Origin of the sequence: Sphingomonas sp. J315, assembly GCF_024666595.1 — a bacterium.
GTDB lineage: Bacteria > Pseudomonadota > Alphaproteobacteria > Sphingomonadales > Sphingomonadaceae > Sphingomonas.
The window spans coordinates 3,699,204-3,722,423 of record NZ_CP088296.1 but is presented as its reverse complement, the minus strand read 5'-3'; the positions used below and the strand labels follow the sequence as shown (position 1 = coordinate 3,722,423).

Genomic DNA, 23,220 nt, shown 5'->3' with positions numbered 1-23,220 from the left:
CCGCCATGCCATGCCTTGAGCATGGACGAGGACTCGCGATTGAAGCGGATCGGGGAAGCGCTCGAATATTGGGTTCTAACCGCCCTCTTGGCTGGCTCGTTCATTGCCGGCGGATGGGCTGGGATCCGCTCTCTGCTGTCTTAGTGTATATCGGCTGCTCTGCCGTTGCTACCGCCGAATGCGGAAGCGGAACATTCCGTCTTATCCAATAGTAATCTTGGGCACCCAGCGCCTTCATCATCAGTCCGCCTATTTCATTCACCTGATCAAGGGTGAATTTCGGGTCGCGCGGCCAAGTCATTTCAGCCGCTTGGGCAGGCATGATCCGCGCAGTGTCGTAGAGCGTCGGGACCAGAGCTATGTCCTCGATGGCGAACCCGTCCACGCGGGTCGAGGTAATGTGCACAAAAACGTGACCTAGGAAGAAGGTGATCGTCTGGATATTGTTCGGAACGTCGCCAAGTGGAGGCGATGGTTGTGGCGGGCCATTGCGTAGCGCACGCCTGATCCTTTCGAGCTTTTTAATCGTCGAGTGTTCATCTTCACTCCTGCGCGCAATCGCCTGACTGTTGCGCAAGAAGCCTGCGGACTTCTCGAACGGCACGGTGTGGGAACCAACGTAGATACGCATATAAGGGGGGATGGCCCGAGTCTGCCTGAAGGCTATGCGGTCAGCGCGAGGCGTGACCGCGCTGTCAGGGTCGTTGTGCTCTGCGACCATCGTCTTCAGCGTGACCCATTGCGCGACCGTGTCGAGGGCTGCTCTATCGAGCGTTGTTTCCTCCCCCCTTATTAACGCCGTCAGGGCGGGCCTAGCCTCCTCCTCCAGCTGGCTCATCCAGCCGTTGTTACATGATGCGCAAACAACGCGCAGCTTGATGGTGTGAATCGCGCCTTGGGTATCCCTCCGCCCTTTCTCCGAATGTCCATCGAAGGGCGAGTATTTGAACACCAACCTATTATGCCGGTTCTCTGGTGGCGGGGGTGGTAATATCTCATGCATCCACTCTGACCAGAAATGCTCTTTGCTGCCCTTCGGCCTAGGGCAGAAGATGCAAGGCTTGGGCAGCGGTGGACGAGATTTCTTCTTCATACCCATGACATTCTCTGGATGCTTACGACATCTTGCCATTGCGCTTCGAGGAGCGCGGAGATTAGCATTGAGGGATGTGCAACCTCTATACCGTGCGCAAGTCTGCCGCTGAAGTCGCCGCGCACTTCGGCGTCGCTAACCCGGTTCAGTCCAACGCCGGCGAGGAAGTTTATCCCGGCACACCGGGCATGGTGGTGCGCGAGGCTGACGGCAAGCGCGTCATGCAGTCGATGACGTGGGGCTTTCCCCTCCGCCTGAAGACGATGAGCCCGACCGCGAAGCCGAAGCCGGTGAATAACATCGCGGACCTGCGGAAGGGCATGTGGATCGGCCTTGCTCGCAAGCCGGAGTGGCGTTGCTTGATCCCGGTGACTGGGTTCGCGGAAGCGGAAGGCGCGAAGGGATCGAAGACCCGCACATGGTTCAGCGTAAAGGACGCGCCGATCTTCGCCTGGGCCGGACTGTGGCGTGACAGCGCCGAGTGGGGGGCGGTGTATTCAGGTGTGATGACCGACTGCAACGAGGCGATCCGTCCCGTTCATGATCGCATGCCCGTATTGCTGCACGCGGACGAATACGACCATTGGCTGCACGGCAGCTTCGACGACATCATTGGCTTTCAGGAGCGATGCTTCCCGGATCACCTGATCGAAATGGAGCGCACCAGCGAGCCATGGGTGAAGCGAAAGCCAGCACCCGACCCGGCGACGTTGTTCTGAAAGGGAAATTAGAGATGCCGATCAAAGGATTGGATCAGGCGATCCGGAAGATGAAGGAATTGGAGCGGGCGGTGGCGGCGCTCGACGGGGACATCACGAGTGTCAGCTTCGACCCGAATGACCCGCAGAGCATCGAGTTGGCAATCCAGCAGATGGAGACTGCGATCGACGAGCGAGTTGGAAGTTACTCGAAGAACGACATGGTCGAGGGCGTCGTGGTCGAGTTGAAGGAGCGCTATCGCCAAGCGATCCTTGATCGGGCCGCAGCTGGGCGGGCCGCTGAGGAGAGCGGCTCGTGACCATCAAGACCGCGCTGCGCGAGGTAAACAATGCTGTGCTGGATCTGCAGACAGCGGACTATAACACTTTCGAGCGCCCCCTTGAGCGCATGGCGAAGGCGCTGAATGCCGACGAGTTGAAGCCAATAATCGAAGATCTGAAGTCCAAAGCAGACTTCGATCAATTTCTTGACAACGCGAGCGACGGGGGCGGCATGATGGGCAGCGCGCGCCTCAACTGGCCGACTGCGCGTGAGGAAGAACTTGGAATAGCAATTCACTTGATCGAGCGTGCAGCCCAAAGCCCGAATTGGTTCCTTAGCTTGGCACATCGCTATTACTATAGCGGGCGGAAGATAGTGGGAGACATCAGGAAGATCACTGCTTCTGTGATCGTGCCGTTCAATCGAGACCTGGCATCCTATGTCGAGGACCTTAAGCCCGTGCAGACGGGACACGCGTCGGCCTCCTCCGTAACCTACAACATCGGCTCCATGCACAATTCACCTCTGCAACACATCGCAGCCGGGGGCATAGGCATTCAGACTTCGAATTATTCGGCAAACGATCTGCAAGCGATTGTCGAGCTTTATAAGCGACACGTTGGCGATCTTGACCTCGATCCCACTCAACGTCGTAAAGCCGACGCGCAGGTAGCCACGATAGAGGCGCAGCTCCTCGACGAGCCGGATCCTTCAATCGTTGCGGCCGCTGGCAAGTCCCTGAAGACCATCATTGAGGGCGCGATCGGCGGGTCGCTGGGCACCGCGATAGCGTCGGCTCCAGTTTGGGCCCCAGTGCTGGCAATGTTTTAGCGGTTGCTCAGGCGCGAAACCGGCTGACTGCCCGCTTCCATTCCCGCTCGTCCGGCCAAGGCAGCGACACCGTGGCCTTTGCCTCGCCTCTCAGCAAGCTCATTGTTCCGCCCGCCTTGCACGCGCTGCACCGTAGCTTCCGGTTCACCTCGCCCAACCGCATGTCCCAATGCTTGCGCTCGAACAGCCACCATAGCTGGTGAGGATCGAACACGGCGACGCGGCGGCATTGAGGGCGGCGGCAGATCACCTGTATAGCGATATGCCACGCGGCGCACTCGAACAGGTTGGTCGGCTGTCGCGTCCCGTCCGAATTGAAGCGCGCCACGTCAGTCGAGCAGCGCCGGCGGATCCGGCATGGTTGAGATGACGACCTCGACGTCCACATTCCACACGGCAGCGAAGGCAATCAGCTCATCTCGGGTGGGAGCCGCGCCCGCGCAGATGTCGTGCACCCGCTCCCAATCGACCTTGCTGGCGCGGGCCAGCCGATCGAGCGGTGTGCATGCTTGCATGATCCACGCCTGGAGCCAGTCGGTCCCGGTGGCAATCATATGCCGGATCGCCTCGACCGCGTAAGGGGGCCAGGTCTTCTGCAGCTTCCGCTCGCCCTTGCGCCTCATGCCGCCTCGCCGAACAGTTCGAGCTGGCCGGCACTGGCGAATACCGATCGAGACTGCATCGCCCCGTCCACCGCTTGGCGATAGTGGATCGTCCCCAGCCGCTCGGCCTCGTCGAAACCAACTGGCGCCCACTCGTCGCAGGGATAGCAGGCGTCGTATATCGCGCGCGCAGCCGCGCGCAGCTGCAGATCGTGCTGCATGCTGATGCTCCATCGATGTCCGAATCACCGCCGCAGCGGCTTATCCGCTGGGTAGAACGATTCGGGAACATCCGGCAAGATGCCGACTTGCGTCGTTGCGCCGCCAAGGTGCGCAATTGCGCAGGGTAGACGCGCAATTGCGCAGCTCAACCGCGCCTATGGGCAGCGCAGAGGACAGTTAACCATGGCGGATGAGAGATTGATGATCCGAGTATGTTGATGCGGGAAATCAGTCGCGGCGGCCGGTAGCGATCACATCGGCATGTAGCGCCGCCAGAGCGAACCTGGCCGCCTTCACCGCTAAAATCGGATGGTCGAGTCCCTGCGGTTGCAGCCGGACGACCAGCGAACCCCGCCATCTACCCCGCCCCGCCAACTGCGGCATGGCGCTTCTATCTTCGAGGAAGCGGTGAATGTGATCCGACGTCGCGCCGCGACCGCGACCACTGGTCAGCAACAACCGCACCTCACCGACATCTAAGCCCATCACACCGAGCAGCCGCACGAACGCCTCGGCATCGCGCAGACGCCGAAGCCGAATATCAGAGCGGCCGGCGCGGAACCGTTCGACGACCAACGCGAGTGCTTCCCGCTCCGCACGGACGGGGCGTCGGGAAAGGTGCAATAGCCGATCGACGAAGCGCGCATACTCTATCCCAGGTGGCAGCGCGGGCAATGTCCCCTGCCCAGCCATGTCCAGCCGCCGCCACGGCACCCGATACCCGTCTGCCCCTTTCCGCCGCTTGACCGCTTCATGGGTAGTGCCGCGGCTGCCAGATCCTCGCGTTGCCACCCGTCTGGACGGGGCTTCGATCTCCAGCATGTGCGCAGCCAGCTTGCGCGACAGGTCGCGTGTCAGCCGCTTCACCCCAGCCCCGAGCAGCTGGCTGTCAGCGATCATTGAACCGGCGTCTGGCGTGCCGCCCAGCATGGCTGTTGGGCAAGGCCGGACGGCGATCGGCCGCACACCAGCCGATGTCGATCTGGTGGGCACTGCCGCGCGGGAGTTCGCCTTGCGGGCCGCGTCGGGTCCGACGTCGAGCAAGTGATGGAGCCAGCCCCTGTCGGCCATGCCCATCGCTGAAGGCCGAGAGCAGTGCAGGGCCAAGCTCAGATCGAGCAAATGACAATAGTGACGCAGGGTCGTGCGCGGTCCGGTATGCCCCATCAATTGGCTGACCGCGTGCAATGCCCCTGCCCCCAGCCGCTGATCGCCCAGCAGCCTGTCGGCAACGCGCTGAAAGCGTTCTGGGGACACCACGGGGCCAAGCCGATCCGGCACCGCCGGCCGGGCGACATCCTGCGGCAACAGAAGTGTGGCAAGAAGGAACGATGCGAAGCTGTGCCGCAGGTGATTGTGGCCGACCCGCCCGCTACCAGCCGCCACAGCGATCACCCGGTCCAGTTGCCGCGCGATCGGATGCCGGTCTGGCGGCGAGATGGCCAGGTCGTGGCCGAATAGCCATGCTTCGCCATCAACGAAGCTGGCAGCTTGTCGAGCCGAAGCGCGGTCCCGCAGGCTTTCTAGCTCGAATGGCTCCAGCAGCACGTCGAGGGGCAAGATGCGGCGGCTGGTCTTGGTCTTCAGGGCGCGCTCGTCGTTCGCCTCGACGATCAGTTCGACGCGATCACCGTGGATGCAGACATCGCCCGCGCGCAGCGCGACCGCTTCGTCTAGCCGGAGCCCGGCACGAAACATCAGCGTCAGCAAGTCCGCCGCGTCGGCATCGCCCATCCGTATTAGCGCCGCCCTCGCCCGGTCGTAAGCGTCGGGCAGAACTAGATCGGCGTGAAAAACCTGATCGATGCCGATTTCGTCCAGCCCGACTTCTACCGGATCGCTCCGGTGGATGTTCGCGAAGCTCAGGAAGGATCGCATCGCCTTCACTGCCTCGACCTGAGGGCGGCCCTCCCTTGCCAATAGCGCCGCAAGAACATGGTCCGCGACCAGCCGCGCGTCAGTCGTCAGCGGGCAATCGTCCCAGCCGTCGAACACCTCGGCGAGGGTGCGCAGATAGCCCGCGGCGGTCGAGGGCGAATAGCCTTTTGACGCGCGACCGCTCTCATGTCGCAGCGCGGATGCCACCCACTGCCGCAGGGCTGTCCGGATGGGGCTCGGCGAAGCGCCCAGCGCCTCGACTTGGCCAGCCGCCATTGCCTTTCGATAGACCGCAGCGCGCCGCCCCCGCAGATATGTGGGCGCACGAGCAGCCTTGCGCAGCAAGGTAAGCTCGTCGCGAATCCAAGCCGCAGCCGGGGCTCGCTCGACTTCCGCTACCGCGCTGGCCATCGGCTCGTCGGGCGTCGAGGGGCCATAGACGACCCGCTCCCACGTTGAACGACGCACCGACGTCGCCGGGACATCGCCGCTGGCATAGGCCAGCAGCAGGCCGGGCAGTCTGAATTCCCATGCCCTGCGGCTGGTCAATGCCACCTGTTCTATTCGCTCGCCGCGCGTCGCCAGGAACAGCGCAAGGCAGCTTTCCGCATCCGCCGCCTCGGGCAACAACAGCCCCTCGCGATGCCACCGAGCTATCAGCACCGCAGTAATCGGGTCCGCGAACCATCGCCCTGCCCCGCGGTTGCCCGCGTGTGTCAATTCCACCGAAATGAGGGGGCCAACGACCGCAATGTCCCGCTGCACGCCAACTGCCCAAGACGGCCAGTCCCGCTGATCCAGCAGACCCCCGAAACGGATAGCTGACCAGATCATCTCGCCCATGCGCCAATCGCAGGACGTGCCGGCATCGACTTCGATCGCGGCCATCATGTTCATCGTCGGCACTCCGCCCACGGGCTTCGGACGGTCCAGCCTATCGTCGAGAGCGCCGGGTCGATCACCTGGGCCAGATCAGCACGATAAGCAGCCGGGTCCAGGGCGCTGTGGGCGTCCCAGGGGCCGTCACCGCTCGGGCCATGACCGAACAGGGCGTGGAGGGATTCGGTGCTGCACCGTCCCACTAGCCGCGCGCGCAGCCAGTGCCGTCCGGCATTTTTAGGCAATCCCTGACCGCTAAAAGCGCGTCGGAAGGCTTGCGCGACGGTGAGCGACACGACGCGGCCGGACATCATGCTGAACAGCGGCAGCCCCGATCGCTCGCGCAGTGCCGTAATCGCCTGCGCGGCGATGGGCGACACTCGACCGTGGAGTTGATCCAGATGTTCATCGTATCGGCGAAGCTGGGTCATCGCAGTGTCGCACACCCACACCAGCCGACGAGTCGGCGCGCCGGATACTGCCTTGTCGTGGATCCAGACCAGCCGTGTGCCCGCGTCGACATCACGGGCGCTGGGGACGGTGCCGCTGTTGCCACGGTGAGCCAGCGCGAAGCCGAGCAGCGCCACCGTATAGGCGAGCATAGCCTCGTGACTTTCGGCCGCGTCCAGCGCCGGATCCCCTAAACCGCTGGCCAAGCGAGCAATGAGGGATCGGACTGTCTCGTCGGAAGGCGTGAGACGATCCCCCAGGTGCGCGCCAACCAACTGCGCCGGCACCTCGCGATGCGACAGCTGATCGATGGGTGCAATCGCAGCGCGGTATCTGTCGACGAGATGTTCGTGGCGGACGGCGCCATAGAAGATCGCGGTTTGACCTTGACCAAGCACGCGACCGCCCGCGATCGAAGCGGTCACCACGTCACCGCCAGCCGCCCCCAACATTTCCGCTGGGAGCCACCGCGCGAGAGCTTCAGGTGTGGTGGTGGCGCGTCGTGCTCGCTGTGCGCTCAACGGGTGACGCGCGGCCAGTATGGCCGTGACGTTGGCTAGCAGGGCATCTCCGAATGTGAACAGCGGAATTGGCGCCCCCGACACGTTCACGCGACCGGCCGATTGCCTCCTCCGCATCGCCACGCAGCGCCCAGCTAATTCGGCGATTGCCTTGGTGGCGGGCAGATACAGCCCCGGCGACGTTGGGCACATCAGGTCGCTCGCATTGCGCTGACCGGGCGGCGCTGCGGCCAGCAGCCACCATCCCCACCGGCCATCGATCGACACCAGTCCTGGCACGCCAGCCGCTAACCGCTCGCTCTTGCGCGCCATCCGCATAGACAGCGCCAGCAAGTGGGCCGGGTGTCGGCCCGTCGCCAGGGTCGCCCAGGCCAGCAGGCATCCTTCCAAGGTTCGCAGATCGGCATCTGGCGCGGCGGCCTTCGCCAACGCTTCCTTCAGCAATGCGACGTCCACGGCGGTCAGATGGCGCCAGCCGAGGGGCAGCGATTGAGCGTCACGCACGCGGGCGTTTCTGAAGCCTGACGTGATCCGCCGGCCTTCTGTGACTCTACGCTGTGCCTCCGTCCCGGCCATGAGCCACTGCTACCGCGCCATGCTTGCCGGACAGTTTACGACGATGGTCGCACTCCAGGCCTATCGACAAGGCCATTCAGAAGAACGCGCCCTACGGGCGCTAGTGATCTGGGCAGTGGTGGTTGGATCAACCACTGAGAGGAAAAATGACATGAGCAACACCCTTGCATGGCGTGCGAAGCAGCGGACCGCTTGGCCGAACTCGCGCCAGAAGCGTAACGGCCTGTTTCTCGACGCTCACCCGATCTGCCAAGGCTGCGGCATCCGACCATCGAAAGAAGCTCACCACGACCTGCCGCACGGGCATCCTGATCGCACCAAGTGGCGATACATGCGGGCGCTCTGCATCCCCTGCCACAGCGCGATCCACTTCCCTGCAGCACGCTATATCAAGACGAAGCTGCCGGGCAGTAACCGCTAGGACCGAAGGCGCACTCCGACACCGCCGGCTTCTACCGGCGTGTCGGCAGCCAAGAATTCGACGCCGGCTCGCTCGAGCGCTGATTGGATAGCAACGAGATTATTCCCGATCGGGACAGACCGACCTGCCTCGAAATTGCGCACGGTCGATTGTCCCACACCGGCGGCGTCAGCAAGCTCTTGTTGGCTCATTTCGACCAGTGCGCGAGCGGCGCGACAGACGGGCGCAGTGATCATTGGAAAGTCATGCCACGCCAACGGTTTTGGTGCAACCTAACGATAAGCGTTGACTCAACGGAAATCGTCACTCATAACGCTTTTCGTTATCCTAATGAGATAACGGCCCGACGAGGTGGTGGAACACCGCGTCGAGCCTGATCGCAACCCTTGGACTAGAAGGGACACGACTATGAAACCTACTACCCGACGCGCCGCGTTCGGCGCAATCGGCAGCATTGCGGCTGCCGGACTTATCGCTGCCCATGCAGCGCAAGCAACGGCCAGCCCCCAGATCGAGCGGCTATGGTCTGCTACCAAGGCCGAGCTGCTGAAGATCGAAGCCCTCGACATTGACGATGAGGCCGCTTCTATCCGGCATTGGAACGCTGTGAGCGCTCTGGAACAGGCGGTCGCCGACCATGCCGACAAGAGCATCCGCGCATCGGAAATCAAGCTGTGGATCGCCCTCAACCATTCGAGCGGCTGGGGCCACTGTCAGACTCGCGCAACCGAGTTCATGATCGCGCGCGAGGACGCCAGCGTCCTGCGCAGCATCCTGCCTGACCTCGACTTCGACGCGAAGTGCATCGCCTATGCGATACTCGCGCTGCGCGGGGAGGGCTGAGCGATGGCCAAGATCATCAATCGCATCGCGTGGACTTCGCCGCACCTGACCGGCTGGCGGCTGACCATCGAGGCCGCGTCCATCAAGGAAGCGGAAACCGAGGCCGCAACCATCGGCACGGTGGCGGACATCATGGCGGTCGGGACCGAGTTCCTCGCCCTTGTGGTCAACGAACCTGTTTCGCCCCTCATGGCGCTGCACCAGCGGTGGGAGCAGACCCAGGCCGAATATAGCGCCATCGAAGATGCCGAGCGTGCTTTGCCGAAAGGCGATACCGAGCGCTTCGCGCTTGAGCGAGCTATGAAGGCCAGTTGTCGAGAGGCAAATGCCGTCGCCAACGCCACCCTCTTTCAAGTGCCGATGACTTGGGCCGAGGCGATGGTCCTACAGTATCATGCGCTCAACGCGTATGACCTGCTCTCATCCAACGAGGGCGGCAAGGAACTGGAATGGGATACGGTTGAGACGGCGCTAGAAGCTGTGTTCGACTTCATGGCGTGTGAGCTACCCGACGACCACGGGACGATCGGCACGGCCTTCCAGGAAGGCGCAAACCGCGTCTTTCAGCGTCGCCGCTTGCGCACTGGCGTGGTGGAGGACTGAGCAATGCAGACCACCACGAACGACGGGGTGGCTTCAGCCGTCCTCACCTTCGACCCCGCTCAATGGCTGTCGGATTTCGCAACGCTTGGGGGTGGCTATGTCCATACCGGCGAGCGCATCGCCTTCCTGACCGCCGGCGTGTTCGCCCAGGACCTGACCTTCATGATGGCGCAATTGGTCGGACGGCCCGAGCGCATGAATGCCGTGAAGGCTGAGATCGCGGCGCGAGCCGGGGAGGTGTTCGCATGACGATCACCAGCACGATGCCCGCGCATCAGATCGCCAGCGTCCTGGCTCGCTATTGCAATGATCACGACATCCCGCTCAGCCGCTTCGGTCGGCAAGCGGTCGGCGATCCCCGGCTGATCCACGACGTGCAGGGCGGGCGTACACTTCGGCCAGCAACAGTCGCCCGCATCAACCGGGCGCTAGCGCGGGAGGGCAGGGCATGAACGCGTCCCTGCATATCCGCTACGGCAAGCCGGAAGCGCTGCCCATCGACATGCTGCTATCCGCCATCCCGAGCCTGCCCCGCGTGGCGCTCGATCGACTGGTGGAACGCGCGATCGAGCAGATGGACGAGCAGGACGGCGACCCTGACTTCGAACCCGATGGTGACGAGCTGGATACCGGCAACGCAGAGGACGAGCATTGGACCGGCAGGCCTCGGGGCATGGGCGGGCCGGGCTGTCCGATCAGCGACCCGGGGGAGGACGAACACGACAAGGAGGACGACCGTCTCAGTTAACTCAGGACATTGGGAGCCGACACCCCCTCGGCTTCTGACCTCGCAACCCGTCGCTCACCAACCCCGAGCGACGGGTTATCAGCGTGTCCACCGCTTCAAGGATAGCCTGGCGCTGTCCCAGCGGTTCGGGGACGAATGGTGGCTGCCAATATATCGGCGGGCATTTCCCACGCTGGTCAGTGCGGTGGCCGTAGATCAGGATGGTTGGGCGCAGCGCGGCGGTATCGACCGACTGCTGACCCTGGCCTGCGGTCGCACCTTCACTGTGGACGAGAAGATCCGCACCGAAGATTGGCCCGACGTGCTGCTAGAGCGCTGGTCCGACGAAACCCGCAAACTGCCCGGCTGGGTGCAGAAGCCCTTGGCTGCCGACTTCATCGCCTATGCTCATGCGCCGGCCGCGACATGCGTCCTGCTACCGGTGCCGGCACTTCAGCGGGCTTGGCGTCAGCATGGCCGTCAATGGGCAGGGCTTTACGGTCAGCGGCGGGCGAACAACAGCGGCTATACCACTGTCAACGTGCCGGTGCCGCGCGGGGTGTTGATGCAAGCCATCGTCGAAGCGATGTTCGTGTCATGACCGACTTCTCACCGATGACGCTGGCGCAGGGCCGGGAGCATGTAAGATTCGCCAACAGCTACAACCGCCTCGGCATGGTGATCGAGATTGCGTGGCGGATGGAGGATGGCGACTGGATGACGCTGCTGGGCGAAGAGTGGACAACCTGCGATAACATCGGCCTGTTGAGCGATGATCTGCTAGACACGCCATTCGGAGATACGCGGGACGAGCCAGGGTTATGGCGCAACGAGATGATGACCGCAGAGGAACGGGCTGCCTTCGAAGCTCTGCCGGATCAGCTCACCGTCTATCGCGGCTGCTATCGGAACAACAAGTGGGGCCTCAGCTGGAGCTTGGAGCGTGACCAAGCTGAACGCTTCCCCTTCCTCCACCGCTACCAGCAGGATGATCAGGCGCTGCTGGTCCGAGCGACCATCGCAAAGTCTGACATGGTGGCGCTGAAGGGTGATCGCAGGGAAGCCGAGGTTATCTGCTGGCGCCCTAAACACATCAGCACGTCGAAGCTGCGGCGATGACGCAACCAGTGGGAGACGGGCATGGTCGATAACACGGTCACCCAGCAGCAGTTCGCTGAAATGAAGAAGCGATTCAGCGGCAAGATGGAACCTGACGAGGCGATGCAGGTGCTTCGCGCGGCTGCCGACGACAAGGAGCTGCCGCCGATCGTTCGCCTGCACCTAGCGTCGGCCATGCTTGACCTGCGCGGTGGGCGTTCGGTGCAAAGCACGATGGCGCGGTTCAGGCGTGCCGTAGGTCTCGATCCGGAGAAGAAGCTGGCAGGCAGCTGAACCCGGCTGCGGCTCTGATGCTTTAAGGGTAGGTCGTTCGCCTTCTATCCACGCTCGAACACCATCACGCCCTCACGCCGGACAGCTGGCCATACTCGCTGGTCCTCGAGCGACATTGGGTTCAAGTCGATGTTCAGCGGCGTGATGCCGCGTAGCTGATGACGCCAGTCGTCGGCATTGAAGATCCAGTCGGCCAGCGCTTCGCCCTGCTTGTCTGGATCGTCGCTGTCCCAGCCCACAAGCTCGACGGCCAGGTCGATGTCGCTGTCGATTCTGTGCGTGCCTCGCGCCCGCGAGCCGAAGAGCCACATCCGCTCGACCTGCGGCGTGTTTGCCGCCCAACGCACCAAGCAGTCCGCGACGATTGTGGGGACACCCCTGATCATGCGCCTATCATCATGACGAGGCTGCCTTGAAGCAAGCGCTGCCCCCCGCGAGGTGGCGAAACCAGCTGCTGAGCTCCCACCCTGCGGGTGGTCGCTTCAGCAGAATGATGAGAGTCGCCCCAATCTGGTCGCACTCGCTCTTCCTATCCTGTCGAAAGTTTGCAGGATGTAGCAGGGTGATTCGAGGGGGCAGTGTCGGGCGTGCGCGCACCGGACCTATCAGAGACAACTTGGCTGGGCGCGACCCTGGCGGTGGGCGGGTTCATCTTCGGCGTGGTGGGTGTCGTCGCCTTGCTGTGGACAGAGCCGTTGATACTCGCCGGCGTTGCGATCGGCACCTCAACGACCATCAGCGTCGTCCTTGGCGCGATCATTGGTTCGCAGCGAAAGAACCTAGCGGCTCAACGGACCCGAATCGTCGAGCTCGAAACCGAGCTGAAGGACACGCGCGGGCAGGCCGCTGAGTGGAGTGCGACGTCCAATAACATCTCTCTTGCCGTCCGATCGGTGCTCGATCTGATGGGAACCGCCCCGACCACAGCGCCCCCGCGAGTTCCGCGGCGCAAAGACGAACCTGAGGAGCCGGCTGGTGACGCCTGAAAATCTGGACGCGATCAAGTATCTTCCGGCCATCCGGTCCCGGCAAGCGGAGCTGAAGGGGTTTCGTCAGCTTCGCACGGATACCAAGTCGGCGCTCATCCCGCTCGTCTCGTTGGGCAAGTTGGGCAGGATCGACCAGCCCGACCGAGTGTTGGCGACAATCGCCGAAACCGTGGGCGGTCCGTTCTTCCTCGATCTAAATAGTTTCCCGGGGCAATCATGTGCGGGCTTTGAGGGTCTGTGCAATCCGGACGATGCCTATGCGACTTGGCGCGGGCTTGCATCGCAATCCCCCCAAGCGGTGCCTGTCGCTCTCTTGCGCGATGGCACGCCTGAACGACCCTTCATCCAGCAGGTTCGGAAGCTCGAGCGGGACTATGGTGTCGTGGTTGTCCGATCTCGACACCCGGCCCAGGACTTGCCGTCATTGCAGGCAGCCATGAGCGCCGTTGACGACGTGAACAACATGCTGGTGGTGCTGGACTTCGGTTATGTGCGGGGATCGCTTGAGCCTCGCGAGAACGAATGCCTCAGGGTTATCACAGCTTTGCGCACGATCGATGCCGCCGCACGCATCGCCATAATGTCGTCCAGCTATCCAAAGGCGGTGTCCGCTTACGGTGATACTCGGGGCAGCCTCGAGATCATCGAACGCGACTTCCATTGGCATATCGGCGGCAACAACGTCGCCATTTATGGAGACCACGGCTCAATCTACCCCGTGCCCTTCGAGCCGATGATCAGTCGGTTCGTTCCCCGCATCGATTACTGCTTAGATCTTCGCTGGCACTACGAGCGTCGGCGTGATGACGACGGGGGATACGTCGCGTGCGCAAAAGCAATTGTGGCCTTGCCCGATTGGGACATTCCCTTTGCCAGCCAATCTTGGGGCGCCAAGATGATCCGCGATACGGCATCTACCGGCGAGGTGCCTCCCGGCTTTGGATCACCCGCGAACTGGATTGCTGCGCGCGTGAATATGCATTTAGAGCGTCAGCACACCTTGTCCCTCCGCGACCCTGATCTTGACGAGGAAGATGGGGATGGAGACGACTTCTAGCGCTTGATGCGCCGAAGAACCGGACCGGCTGGAGCGATGACGATCGCGGGATGATGGAGCGGCACCGCAACTGGCGGTAGTGGCATGCATATGCTGGGCTGTTCCAAGGCAACGCCGGGCAAGCGGCTATCACGCCGACGGAGGCTTGTCAGCGCCGACAGGGTGCCTGTAGTTGAACGAGCGTCGCAGAAGCTGGCGTGTCGGGCGCGGTGCCGACGCTTAATCGCGTCTCGCGCCGCATTCGCCAGATCCGATGCTGGCAGATAAGAAGCGAGCCGTTCAAGTTCGCTGCGTGGAAACGCCGCGATGCCAGCAGAGCCGTTGCAGGCGAGCAGCCGGCGTAATTCGCTCGCCGTCATCATCCGGATTGCTGCCGACTTCGAGAGAGTATTGATCTTCGGTCGCGCTCTCTCGCGCAACGAACCATCCGCCATCTCGACCCACAGGCCGACACCTTCCGGGATCAAGTTACGGGCAGCGTCCTCGAACTTCGCAGCCACGACGACCACAAATTTTTCGAAGCTGCGCGAGAACACCTCGATCTGGCCAGGCAAGCGCGCAAGGCTGTCTAGTTCGGACTTGATCTCGAAAGCCCATAGCTTGCCATTCGCCAACACCACGTCGGCTCGGCGCGCCCAGTTCTCCACGACCATTTCGCTAACGAGCACTGAGTCCTGATCGACATGCGCACTGGAAAACAGGCGGTCGATGACCGCTGCTTTCAAGCGAGCTTCTGGCCGTGCCTCCGTTTGCATCCTGCCGCGCCCTATCGCATCCCACTGTAACGATCGAGTGGCCGATACATTCTAAACTCACCAACTCAAGAGGCAACAGTAAGGCAGGGACATCGCCAGCATCGATGCTCGCCGCGCGTTCATCGATACGTCACAGCCTGTTCCAGCTTAGTTCACGCTGTTTGAGCGCCACGCCAGCACGCTCCCGCCGTCGCTCGGTGCGCGACCTCTGACCCGCTAGGATTGCGTCAGCAGCGCGCGAACGCTCGCGGCTGAAACCAGTCGGCGGCCGCCAACCTTCTTGGACTCCAGCGTGCCTGTGTCCATCAGCTTATAGACCGTGCCCCTGCTGATACCGAGAGCCGCTGACGCCTCATCGACCGACATAGCGACGGCGTCGTCAGGCAATATGCGCCGGGGTCGTTCCTCGACCGCGACAGCCTGCACCACCTCCGCAACGGGCTCGGCGGGATGGACTTGGACTACCGGCTTCGCCGTTCGCTCAGCTGGCAAAGATGCTGGTTTCGAACGGCCATGCTCGACCGCCGCCGCTTTGACCGATTTCTCGTCGAACCGAATGCCCAGCACGCTGATCGCGCCGGACGGATCAGTATCGCCGCCCAAGCGGACTGAGCCCGTCGAATAGATGCTGGCGACCTTGTCTTCGGCGACAATGCGCTTCCAGACGGCACGATCGATCCGCCCGTCGCGCACCTCGCTCGTCGGGCGCCCGACGCCACTAACCTCGACTAGGCGCGCATAGCCCTTCACCCGCCCGGCTTCCGCCAGGTCGGCTAGCAGCTGCGCACAATCAAGGCCGGTGTCGGCGTCCTCTAGCAGCTGCACAGCAGCGCGAGGTGAGATGGGTTGGAAGGCGCTCACGTGATCTCCGGACATTGTGCCGGGTCACGATTGGCGCGGATCGGTGAATATTCGGCTACCGGCGTCGGCAGTGGATTTGCCCAAGAATGTTCACTGGCGTCCAACACGAACGAAGGAGCGACGTGGGAACTTCTGTGGGATCGCTCCCGACCCCTCGCCATTTAGTCGAGTAAACTCAAGACTTTGGCGAGGGGGATTGGTGGAGCCGAGGGGGATCGAACCCCTGACCTCTGCAATGCCATTGCAGCGCTCTCCCAGCTGAGCTACGGCCCCATCCGTTCCGGGAAGGCGATGCCCTTTAGCAGCCATCGCGCGGTGTGCAACCGCTTTTTCTCAGGTTTCTTCGTCGCTGTCGCCGGTATCGACGCCCAGGTCGTCGTCGCCACCCAGATCGACGTCATCGTCGGGCGAACCCTCGGCGTCCTCGTCGATGTCCAGATCCTCGTCACCAAGGTCTGTATCGTCCTTCTTCACCTTTTCGATGTCGGCCTTGGCCGCCTCAAACGGCAGCGGCTGCTTCGACTTCAGAATCGGCTCCGGTTCCCACGCATAGCCGCAGCTGATGCAGGTGACCGGCTCATCCTTGGTCAGATCGTAGAAGCGCGTCGCGCATTTCGGGCAGCTCCGCTTCGTGCCCCATTCCGGCTTCACCATGTGGCGTTCCATGCCTTTTCGTTCGAATTTACAGGGATGACGGGAAACTTGTCCCCGTGAAGTGGCGCGCGCCTTGCCATAGCGCAAGCCCCCTGTCAAAGCCGCCGCCGATGAGTGCGCATTCTATCCTCCCCCTCGCCATTTCCGCTCGCGGCCCGCTGCGCGGTAGCGTCACCGTTCCGGGCGACAAATCGATCAGCCACCGGTCGCTGATGTTCGCGGGGCTGGCGGTCGGCGAGAGTCGGATCACAGGGCTGCTGGAGGGCGAAGACGTCCTTGCCACCGCTGCGGCAATGCGGGCAATGGGGGCGCAGATCGAGCGCGATGCGGACGGCATCTGGCACGTCGCCGGCGTCGGCGTGGGCGGGCTGCTCCAGCCGCAGACCGCGCTGGAGATGGGCAATTCGGGCACGTCTACCCGGCTCCTCATGGGCCTGGTCGCCAGCCATCCGATCACCGCGACCTTCACCGGCGACGCATCGCTGTCGCAGCGCCCGATGGGCCGCGTGATCGATCCGCTCTCGGCGATGGGCGCGGAGTTCACGTCGAGCCCCGGCGGTCGCCTGCCGCTCACCATGCGCGGCCTCTGCCCCGCGGTGCCCATCGACTATTCGCTCCCTGTCGCCTCGGCCCAGGTCAAGTCAGCAGTGCTCCTCGCAGGCCTCAATACGCCGGGCGTCACGCGCGTGATCGAACCCGTGCCGACCCGCGACCATAGCGAGCGGATGCTGCGCGGCTTCGGTGCCGAGCTGACGGTCGAGGAAACGCCTCAGGGCCGCATCATTGCGATTCGCGGTGAGGCGGAGCTGAAGCCGCAGCAGATCACCGTCCCCGGCGACCCTTCGTCCGCCGCATTCTGGATGGTCGCCGCGTCGATCGTCCCAGGCTCCGATATCGTCATCGCCAATGTGGGGCTGAACCCGACTCGCACGGGCATCATCACCGCGCTCAAAATGATGGGCGCCGACATCACCGAGCTGAACGCGCGCAACGTGGGCGGCGAGCCGGTCGCCGATCTTCGGGTCCGCCACGCCCCGCTCACCGCAATCGAGGTGCCGCCCGACCTCGCCCCCAGCATGATCGACGAATACCCGGTGCTGTTCGTCGCCGCGGCGTTCGCCAGCGGGCGCACCGTCGCGCGTGGGGCGGAGGAGTTGCGCGTCAAGGAATCGGATCGAATCGCGGCGATGGTTGCCGCGCTCGAACCCAATGGGGTCCAGCTTGAGGAGTATGAGGACGGCCTCGCCATCCACGGCAATGGCGGCGAGCTGCTGCCCGGCGGCGCACAGATCGCCTCAAAACTGGATCATCGTATCGCGATGAGCATGGCGGTGGCTGGACTCGGCGCGCGCGATGCGGTGACGATCGACGATGCCAGCCCGGTCGCGACCAGCTATCCGGGCTTTTTCCCCACTCTCGACCGACTGACCGACCACCAGCCATGATCATCGCCGTCGACGGACCCGCAGCTTCCGGCAAAGGCACCATCGCCCGCGCGCTGGCGCGCCATTTCGCCCTGCCTTATCTCGATACCGGCCTGCTCTACCGCGCGGTTGCCGCCACGGTACTGCGCGATGAACAGGACCCAACACAGGAGGCCGACGCGGTCGCGGCGACCAGTTTCGACGACCTGCTGCTCGCCGATGAATGGCTGCGCACCGATGAGGTCGGCAAGGCCGCCTCGATCGTTTCGGCGCACCCTTTGGTTCGCGCCGCCTTGCTTCAGCGGCAAAAACGATTCGCAGTGCAACCCGCCGGGGCGATCCTGGACGGGCGCGATATCGGCACGGTCATCGCCCCCGACGCCGACGCCAAGCTGTTCGTCAAGGCGACCCCGATGATCCGCGCACGCCGCCGCCATGCCGAACTGCGCAAGAGCGGATCAGGGGTTAGCCTCGACCGGGTCCTCGCCGATATCCGCGCCCGCGACGAACGCGACAGCAAGCGCACCGAAGCGCCGCTGATCGCCGCACCCGATGCTGCCGTGCTGGACACCAGCTTTCTGTCGATCGAGGCGGCGGTGCAAAAGGCGATCCAGCTGGTCGAGGCGCAACTGGCGCAAAAGGCAGCAGCGCGCTGACCTTATTGTGCGGGGGCCTGAGCTGCCCGCGCACGGATCGCCGCGAGCATCTGGATCTGGATCAGTGCGCGGGCGATGTCCGCACGATACTCCGCACGCTCAGGCGCGAACTGATAGGCACGCTGCAATAGCGGTACCGCCGCCTCCGGCTGCCCTGCTCGAGCCTGCGCCATGCCATAGAAGAAGAACGGCCCGGGATGCCCGGGGGCCAGCGTCGTCGCACGCCGAAATGCGAGCCCCGCAGCGGGCGACATCGTCCCCTGATCCGCTTCGACCAGCGTCATGCCAAGCCATGTCCACAGCGCCGCATTTTGCGGCTCCTGTCGCACCGCGCCCAGCATCATCCGCGCCGCGCTATCGGGATTTCCGGTGCGGATCAGCGCGTCGGCGGGGAAGAATGCGGTATCGAGCGAGGTGAAGCGCCCAAACATCGCTCCGCGCAGTTCGCGCATCCGCGCTACGCCCTCGTCATCGACCGCAGCCTTCTTGCTCGCCGCTGGTGCCCCCGCGAGCCCAGGTTTCGCCTGAAGCGCATAACCGGTCGCGCCGAGCATCAGTGCCGCCGCACCAAAGCTCCACAGGGCGCGCGGCGCGCCGAACAGTCCGAGCAGTCCGAACGCGGTCGCCCCAACCAGCGCGAGCATCACCCATCCCATCAGCCGCGCCTCCTGCGGAAACTGCCGCGCGCGATCCAGAGGCCCAGCGCGAGCAACAGCAACGGTGTGAACCACAAAGGCGCTGTGGCCCAGCTCAATGGCGGGTCATAGGTCACATAGCTGCCATAACGTTCGATCAGCCACGCGCGGACATCGTCGGGCTTCTCTCCCGCTGCGATCTTCTGGCGCACAACGCGGCGCATGTCGGCGGCCATCGACACGTCGCTGTCCGCAATCGACTGGCCTTGGCACACCAGGCAGCGCAGCTCGAACATCAGGTCCGCCGCAGCTTGCTCCTGCCGCGCATCGGGCAGCTGTGTGTAGCCGAGATCGGCGGGTGCCCCTGCGGCCAGGGCAATGGCGAGGATCAGGCTCATCGCGCGGCCTCCAACGCCGCGAGCAGCTTCGGCACGTCATCCTCGCGGATATCGCCGATATGCTGCATCGCGATCCGCCCCTGCCCGTCGATCACGAAGGTCTCCGGAACGCCCGACGAGCCGAGTCCGATCTGTACCGCGCGCTGCCGGTCGTCGCCGACCCGCGCATAGGGGTCGCCATGTCGCGACAGGAATGTCGCCACCGCCTCAGGCGTGTCGGCGATCGCGACCGCGTCGATCTGCACCCCGGCGGCCTTGAGCTTCATGAGCTGCGGTGCCTCGGCAATGCACGGTACGCACCAGCTGGCAAAGACGTTGAGCAGACGCGGCTTGCCGGTGGCAAGGTCGGCGCGGGTCAGGCCCGACTTGCCCTGCACCATCGCGGGCAGGGCGAACTCGGGCAGCGGCTTGCCGACCAAAGCCGACTTGACCACCGCCTCACCAGGTCCGCGCAGGCCGAAGATCGCGACGCTAATCAGCGCGGCAAAACCGATCAGCGGCAGCCACAGCTTCCAGCGGCTCATTCCGCCTCCTCCCGCCGCCGCGCATTGCGCCGCTCGCGGAACAGCCGCCCGAACAGCGACAACGCGCCGCCGAGCGCAATCAGCCCGCCGCCGAACCAGATCAAGGTCACGAACGGCTTCCACCACAGCCGCAGCTGCCAGCGCCCCTGCGCATCCTGCTCCCCCAGCACGGCATAAAGCTGCCCGTCCCAGCGGGTCCGGATCGCCGCCTCGGCGGTGTCGGTGGGGGGCGATGCGTAGAAGCGGCGTTGCGGCCGCAGCAGGATCGCCGGGCCGTCATCGCGGCGGGCAGTCACCCGCCCCTCGATCGCCGACCAATTGTCGCCGATCGCCGGGCCCACCCCATCAAGCACCACGCGCCACGGCCCGACCTGATAGGGCTGGCCATAGGTTGCCGCGACCAACCGCTCCTTGGTGAAGGCACTGTCCATCGCCATCCCGGCGAGACTGACTGCGACACCGAAATGCGCGATCACCATGCCCCAGGTGAAAAGCGGCGTACGCAGCAGGTTACGCTTCCACAGCGGCGCGAAGCTCGCGATCGTCAGACCGGCGGCAAGCCCCAGCGCAACGATCTCCATCCACCCGGTGCCGGGTGCCAATACGAAGGTTGCCGCCATCGCCAGCATAGCCGCAGCGACCGGCACGGTCAGCTTGCCCAGCACCGCATTGGCATTGTCGCGCCGCCATTTGAGCAGCGGCCCCACGGCCATCGCCGCGACCAGCAGCAATGCGATCGGCCCGGCAGTCTTGTTGAAGAAGGGCGGCCCGACCGAGAGTTGCTCGCCCATCGCCTGCGCAACGATCGGATACAGGGTACCGATCAGCACAATGCCGAGAATGACGGTCAGCAACAGGTTGTTGAGCACCAGTCCGCCCTCGCGGCTCAGCGGATCGAACCCCTGCCCGGCCCGGATCGTACCTGCCCGCAACGCGAACAGCAGCAGCGCTCCACCGATGTAGAGTGCGAGCAGCACCAGAATGAACGACCCGCGCGTCGGATCGACCGCAAAGGCATGGACGCTCGTCAGAATACCCGAGCGGACCAGAAAGGTGCCGAGCATCGACATCGAAAAGGCGACCACCGCAAGCATCAGCGTCCAGGCGCGCAGCCCGTCGCGCGCCGCCAGGACATTGACCGAATGAAGCAGCGCCGTCGCGGCAAGCCACGGCATCAGCGACGCATTCTCGACCGGATCCCAGAACCACCAGCCGCCCCAGCCCAGCTCATAATAGGCCCAATAGCTGCCTGCCGTGATGCCGATCGTCAGGAACACCCAGGCCGCAAGCACCCAGGGCCGCATCGCGCGCGCGAACGCCGGGCCGACCACCCCCGTCAGCATCGCGCCCACCGCGAAGGAAAAGGCCACCGACAGGCCGACATAGCCGAAATACAGCGTCGGCGGGTGGAAGGCGAGACCGGGATCCTGCAACAGCGGGTTGAGACCCAGCCCGTCCAGCGCCGGCGGATCGAGCCGGGTGAACGGGTTCGAAGCGATAAGCAGGAAAGCATAGAAGCCCAATGCAATCGCCGCCTGCGCGCCCAAAGTCGCGGTCAGCGTCGCGCGATCAAGCTGCCGCTCCAGCAACGCAATCGCTCCGCCCGACAGCGCCAGCACGGTGACCCAGAGCAGCATCGAGCCTTCATGGTTCCCCCATGCGCCCGCCACCTTGTAGAGCATCGGCTTGGCCGAATGGCTGTTCTGCGCAACCAGCAATACCGACATGTCTGACTGGACGAACAGAGTGATGAGCAGCGCAAAGGACAGTGCGGCAAGCAGCCCCTGAACGATTGCCACCGGACGGACCGCCGCGATCAGGTCATTCCCCGACGCGCTCGAATGCAGCCGCAACCCCAGCGCCGCCGCGACCAGTTGGAGCAGCGCCAATGCCGCTGCGAACCACAATGCCGCCAGCCCAGCTTCGGCGATCATCGCCCCATGTTCCCGGGCGCGGGCATCTTGTCGGCGATCTCGGGCGGCATGTAGCGTTCGTCATGCTTGGCGAGCAGATTGTCGGCGGTAAAGCTGCCGTCCGCCTCGAACTTGCCTTCGGCCACGACGCCGGAATTTTCCTTGAACAGGTCCGGGGCGACGCCGGTGAAGCGCACCGGCACTGTCCCGCCATTGTCCGCGACGATGAAGGAAATGGTGATCCCGTCGGCCAGCTTCTTGATACTGCCCGCCTGCACCATGCCGCCGAGTCGTACCGCCTTGCCTGGCTGGGGTGCTTTCGTGGCGAGGTCGCTGGGGGTGTAGAAAAACGCAGCCTGATCGCGCAGCGCCGACAGCGCCAACCCGCTCGCCCCGCCGATCGCGGCCAGTGCGAGCAGCCCGAGGATCAATCGCTGGTGCTTCGCCTTCATCGCCGGTCCCTCAATGCTTCAGAAGCGGCTTCGGCGCGGCGCATCCCAACCCAGCTTGCCAGCGACAGACCACCAATGCCCAGCGTCACAACCGCATAGGCGGCAATAATAAACGGCCAGTGGTTCATGCCGTCATCCGCCGCATCCGCGCCTCGACGCGCTGCTCCGCCAGGATTGCACGCATCCGCATCAGGACGATGCCGCCGAACAGTAGAGAGAAACCGGGGAGCGTCAGCAGCAGCGGCCACAGCATCGAATCATGGATCGTCGATTTGGTCAGCGTCAGGCTCTGCCCCTGATGCAACGTGTTCCACCACACTACCGAATAGCGAATCACCGGCAGCAGTACCGTTCCTGCGATCCCGAACAGCGCCGGAATGCGCCCGTCCCCGCCCCGCTCGCGGTCGGCACGTTCAAGCGCAATCCACGCGATATAGATGAAGAACAGCAACAGCATCGACGTCAGCCGCCCGTCCCATTGCCACCACGTACCCCAGGTAGGCCGCCCCCAGATCGCCCCGGTAATCAGGCATAGCGCGGCAAACATCGCCCCGACGGGCGCCGTCGCACGCGCCGCAACCATCGCCAACGGATGCCGCCACACCAGATAGGCAAAGCACGCAATTGCCAGCGCGCTCCACCCCCCCATCCCCAGCCACGCGCTCGGCACATGGATGTAGAGGATGCGGACGCTTTCCTTTTGCAGATAGTCGGGCGGCGTCTGCGTCAAGCCGCCCCAGGCACCGACAAGCGTCAGCAGCAACCCGCTCCAGAACAGGATGGGCGTCAGCGGGCGCGCGATCTTGAGGAAGCGCGTGGGGTTGGCGAGTGCATGGATCACGGCGTTTGGCCGCTCTTAAGCGGAAACGCCGACGAGTCCAAA

At 63.9% G+C, this 23,220-nt stretch carries 34 protein-coding genes and 1 tRNA gene; 16 read left to right on the top strand and 19 right to left on the bottom strand.

All coding sequences use genetic code 11. The annotated features are described in order from the left end of the window. Positions 1-100: 100 nt before the first annotated feature. Positions 101-1,099 (bottom strand): hypothetical protein, encoded by a 999-nt coding sequence (locus LRS08_RS18845; protein ID WP_260481112.1) that lies wholly within the window; start codon positions 1,097-1,099, stop codon positions 101-103. A gap of 68 nt (positions 1,100-1,167) precedes the next feature. On the opposite strand from LRS08_RS18845, the gene LRS08_RS18840 reads away from it, so the two are divergent. From LRS08_RS18840 to LRS08_RS18830, 3 genes are read left to right on the top strand one after another with little or no spacing between them, the layout of a single operon-like run. Next, entirely contained in the window at positions 1,168-1,812 is a 645-nt protein-coding gene (locus LRS08_RS18840; RefSeq protein ID WP_257845744.1) for an SOS response-associated peptidase, read from the top strand. Beyond that, entirely contained in the window at positions 1,767-2,111 is a 345-nt protein-coding gene (locus LRS08_RS18835) for a hypothetical protein (RefSeq protein WP_260481709.1), read from the top strand. Before LRS08_RS18840 ends, LRS08_RS18835 begins: the two co-directional genes overlap by 46 nt. Then, positions 2,108-2,905 carry a hypothetical protein gene (locus LRS08_RS18830; RefSeq protein ID WP_257845746.1) on the top strand — a complete coding sequence of 266 codons (798 nt, stop codon included), beginning with the start codon at positions 2,108-2,110 and terminating at the stop codon, positions 2,903-2,905. The genes LRS08_RS18835 and LRS08_RS18830 overlap by 4 nt, the downstream gene beginning before the upstream one ends. Before the next feature lie 7 nt (positions 2,906-2,912). On the opposite strand, the gene LRS08_RS18825 is transcribed toward LRS08_RS18830, so the two are convergent. The 5 genes from LRS08_RS18825 to LRS08_RS18805 form a co-directional block, all read right to left on the bottom strand. Continuing rightward, complete coding sequence (locus LRS08_RS18825; RefSeq protein ID WP_257845747.1) at positions 2,913-3,233, bottom strand: hypothetical protein; 321 nt, start codon at positions 3,231-3,233, stop codon at positions 2,913-2,915. A 1-nt stretch (position 3,234) separates the two neighbouring features. After that, positions 3,235-3,528, bottom strand: a complete 294-nt coding sequence (locus tag LRS08_RS18820) for a hypothetical protein (protein WP_257845748.1) — start codon at positions 3,526-3,528, stop codon at positions 3,235-3,237. Beyond that, the gene (locus tag LRS08_RS18815; RefSeq protein ID WP_260481111.1) at positions 3,525-3,728 is read right to left on the bottom strand and encodes a hypothetical protein; all 204 of its coding nucleotides are present in this window, start codon (positions 3,726-3,728) and stop codon (positions 3,525-3,527) included. The genes LRS08_RS18820 and LRS08_RS18815 overlap by 4 nt, the downstream gene beginning before the upstream one ends. Before the next feature lie 229 nt (positions 3,729-3,957). Next, positions 3,958-6,504, bottom strand: coding sequence for a hypothetical protein (locus tag LRS08_RS18810; protein WP_257845749.1), 2,547 nt, complete (start codon positions 6,502-6,504; stop codon positions 3,958-3,960). Next, on the bottom strand, positions 6,501-7,961 hold the full coding sequence (locus LRS08_RS18805) for a hypothetical protein (RefSeq protein WP_257845750.1): 1,461 nt from the start codon (positions 7,959-7,961) through the stop codon (positions 6,501-6,503). Before LRS08_RS18805 ends, LRS08_RS18810 begins: the two co-directional genes overlap by 4 nt. Before the next feature lie 223 nt (positions 7,962-8,184). Here LRS08_RS18805 and LRS08_RS18800 point away from each other — a divergent pair, with 223 nt between their 5' ends. Beyond that, on the top strand, positions 8,185-8,454 hold the full coding sequence (locus LRS08_RS18800; RefSeq protein ID WP_257845751.1) for a hypothetical protein: 270 nt from the start codon (positions 8,185-8,187) through the stop codon (positions 8,452-8,454). Here the strand turns inward: LRS08_RS18800 and LRS08_RS20415 are convergent. Continuing rightward, positions 8,451-8,690 carry a multiprotein-bridging factor 1 family protein gene (locus LRS08_RS20415; protein ID WP_374581469.1) on the bottom strand — a complete coding sequence of 80 codons (240 nt, stop codon included), beginning with the start codon at positions 8,688-8,690 and terminating at the stop codon, positions 8,451-8,453. The genes LRS08_RS18800 and LRS08_RS20415 overlap by 4 nt on opposite strands. Positions 8,691-8,862: 172 nt before the next feature. Between LRS08_RS20415 and LRS08_RS18795 the strand changes: the two genes are divergently transcribed. The 8 genes from LRS08_RS18795 to LRS08_RS18760 all read left to right on the top strand — a co-directional run bounded on the left by LRS08_RS18795 (position 8,863) and on the right by LRS08_RS18760 (position 12,019). Beyond that, entirely contained in the window at positions 8,863-9,297 is a 435-nt protein-coding gene (locus tag LRS08_RS18795; RefSeq protein ID WP_260481110.1) for a hypothetical protein, read from the top strand. Positions 9,298-9,300: 3 nt separating this feature from the next. Further along, complete coding sequence (locus LRS08_RS18790; protein WP_257845753.1) at positions 9,301-9,900, top strand: hypothetical protein; 600 nt, start codon at positions 9,301-9,303, stop codon at positions 9,898-9,900. Between the two features lie 3 nt (positions 9,901-9,903). Next, positions 9,904-10,149 carry a hypothetical protein gene (locus tag LRS08_RS18785; protein WP_257845754.1) on the top strand — a complete coding sequence of 82 codons (246 nt, stop codon included), beginning with the start codon at positions 9,904-9,906 and terminating at the stop codon, positions 10,147-10,149. Beyond that, positions 10,146-10,352 (top strand): hypothetical protein, encoded by a 207-nt coding sequence (locus LRS08_RS18780; protein WP_257845755.1) that lies wholly within the window; start codon positions 10,146-10,148, stop codon positions 10,350-10,352. The genes LRS08_RS18785 and LRS08_RS18780 overlap by 4 nt, the downstream gene beginning before the upstream one ends. Continuing rightward, entirely contained in the window at positions 10,349-10,648 is a 300-nt protein-coding gene (locus LRS08_RS18775) for a hypothetical protein (protein ID WP_257845756.1), read from the top strand. The genes LRS08_RS18780 and LRS08_RS18775 overlap by 4 nt, the downstream gene beginning before the upstream one ends. A 184-nt stretch (positions 10,649-10,832) precedes the next feature. Beyond that, positions 10,833-11,228 (top strand): hypothetical protein, encoded by a 396-nt coding sequence (locus LRS08_RS18770; RefSeq protein ID WP_257845757.1) that lies wholly within the window; start codon positions 10,833-10,835, stop codon positions 11,226-11,228. Further along, positions 11,225-11,746, top strand: a complete 522-nt coding sequence (locus LRS08_RS18765; protein ID WP_257845758.1) for a hypothetical protein — start codon at positions 11,225-11,227, stop codon at positions 11,744-11,746. The genes LRS08_RS18770 and LRS08_RS18765 overlap by 4 nt, the downstream gene beginning before the upstream one ends. Before the next feature lie 21 nt (positions 11,747-11,767). Next, complete coding sequence (locus LRS08_RS18760) at positions 11,768-12,019, top strand: hypothetical protein (protein WP_257845759.1); 252 nt, start codon at positions 11,768-11,770, stop codon at positions 12,017-12,019. Positions 12,020-12,063: 44 nt separating this feature from the next. Here the strand turns inward: LRS08_RS18760 and LRS08_RS18755 are convergent, their stop codons facing one another. Then, entirely contained in the window at positions 12,064-12,405 is a 342-nt protein-coding gene (locus LRS08_RS18755; protein ID WP_257845760.1) for a nucleotidyltransferase family protein, read from the bottom strand. A gap of 201 nt (positions 12,406-12,606) precedes the next feature. Between LRS08_RS18755 and LRS08_RS18750 the strand changes: the two genes are divergently transcribed. Both LRS08_RS18750 and LRS08_RS18745 read left to right on the top strand, forming a co-directional pair. Beyond that, complete coding sequence (locus LRS08_RS18750) at positions 12,607-13,005, top strand: hypothetical protein (RefSeq protein WP_257845761.1); 399 nt, start codon at positions 12,607-12,609, stop codon at positions 13,003-13,005. Continuing rightward, entirely contained in the window at positions 12,995-14,065 is a 1,071-nt protein-coding gene (locus LRS08_RS18745) for a beta family protein (protein WP_257845762.1), read from the top strand. Before LRS08_RS18750 ends, LRS08_RS18745 begins: the two co-directional genes overlap by 11 nt. Here the strand turns inward: LRS08_RS18745 and LRS08_RS18740 are convergent. The 4 genes from LRS08_RS18740 to LRS08_RS18725 all read right to left on the bottom strand — a co-directional run bounded on the left by LRS08_RS18740 (position 14,062) and on the right by LRS08_RS18725 (position 16,335). Then, entirely contained in the window at positions 14,062-14,820 is a 759-nt protein-coding gene (locus LRS08_RS18740) for a sce7726 family protein (RefSeq protein WP_257845763.1), read from the bottom strand. The genes LRS08_RS18745 and LRS08_RS18740 overlap by 4 nt on opposite strands. Positions 14,821-15,036: 216 nt before the next feature. Further along, complete coding sequence (locus LRS08_RS18735; RefSeq protein ID WP_257845764.1) at positions 15,037-15,645, bottom strand: helix-turn-helix domain-containing protein; 609 nt, start codon at positions 15,643-15,645, stop codon at positions 15,037-15,039. A gap of 233 nt (positions 15,646-15,878) precedes the next feature. Then, positions 15,879-15,954, bottom strand: a tRNA-Ala gene (locus tag LRS08_RS18730). 60 nt (positions 15,955-16,014) lie between these two features. Then, positions 16,015-16,335, bottom strand: coding sequence for a TIGR02300 family protein (locus LRS08_RS18725; RefSeq protein WP_257846174.1), 321 nt, complete (start codon positions 16,333-16,335; stop codon positions 16,015-16,017). A 110-nt stretch (positions 16,336-16,445) separates the two neighbouring features. Between LRS08_RS18725 and aroA the strand changes: the two genes are divergently transcribed. Further along, positions 16,446-17,780 (top strand): 3-phosphoshikimate 1-carboxyvinyltransferase, encoded by a 1,335-nt coding sequence (aroA, locus tag LRS08_RS18720; RefSeq protein ID WP_257845765.1) that lies wholly within the window; start codon positions 16,446-16,448, stop codon positions 17,778-17,780. After that, complete coding sequence (gene cmk / locus LRS08_RS18715; protein WP_257845766.1) at positions 17,777-18,415, top strand: (d)CMP kinase; 639 nt, start codon at positions 17,777-17,779, stop codon at positions 18,413-18,415. The genes aroA and cmk overlap by 4 nt, the downstream gene beginning before the upstream one ends. Positions 18,416-18,417: 2 nt before the next feature. Here the strand turns inward: cmk and LRS08_RS18710 are convergent, their stop codons facing one another. Genes LRS08_RS18710 through ccmC form a run of 7 tightly spaced genes read right to left on the bottom strand, consistent with a single transcriptional unit; the run spans position 18,418 to position 23,178 of the window. Continuing rightward, on the bottom strand, positions 18,418-19,071 hold the full coding sequence (locus tag LRS08_RS18710) for a tetratricopeptide repeat protein (RefSeq protein ID WP_257845767.1): 654 nt from the start codon (positions 19,069-19,071) through the stop codon (positions 18,418-18,420). Further along, positions 19,071-19,448: a cytochrome c-type biogenesis protein gene (locus tag LRS08_RS18705; RefSeq protein WP_257845768.1), complete on the bottom strand. Its 378-nt coding sequence runs from the start codon at positions 19,446-19,448 to the stop codon at positions 19,071-19,073. Before LRS08_RS18705 ends, LRS08_RS18710 begins: the two co-directional genes overlap by 1 nt. After that, a complete protein-coding gene (locus tag LRS08_RS18700; protein ID WP_257845769.1) occupies positions 19,445-19,972 on the bottom strand; it encodes a DsbE family thiol:disulfide interchange protein in 528 nt (175 codons plus the stop codon). Before LRS08_RS18700 ends, LRS08_RS18705 begins: the two co-directional genes overlap by 4 nt. Further along, on the bottom strand, positions 19,969-21,906 hold the full coding sequence (locus LRS08_RS18695) for a heme lyase CcmF/NrfE family subunit (protein WP_257845770.1): 1,938 nt from the start codon (positions 21,904-21,906) through the stop codon (positions 19,969-19,971). Before LRS08_RS18695 ends, LRS08_RS18700 begins: the two co-directional genes overlap by 4 nt. Further along, complete coding sequence (gene ccmE / locus LRS08_RS18690) at positions 21,903-22,337, bottom strand: cytochrome c maturation protein CcmE (RefSeq protein WP_257845771.1); 435 nt, start codon at positions 22,335-22,337, stop codon at positions 21,903-21,905. Before ccmE ends, LRS08_RS18695 begins: the two co-directional genes overlap by 4 nt. Next, on the bottom strand, positions 22,334-22,465 hold the full coding sequence (gene ccmD, locus LRS08_RS18685; RefSeq protein ID WP_257845772.1) for a heme exporter protein CcmD: 132 nt from the start codon (positions 22,463-22,465) through the stop codon (positions 22,334-22,336). Before ccmD ends, ccmE begins: the two co-directional genes overlap by 4 nt. Beyond that, the gene (gene ccmC / locus LRS08_RS18680; RefSeq protein ID WP_257845773.1) at positions 22,462-23,178 is read right to left on the bottom strand and encodes a heme ABC transporter permease CcmC; all 717 of its coding nucleotides are present in this window, start codon (positions 23,176-23,178) and stop codon (positions 22,462-22,464) included. Before ccmC ends, ccmD begins: the two co-directional genes overlap by 4 nt. Positions 23,179-23,220 lie beyond the last annotated feature (42 nt).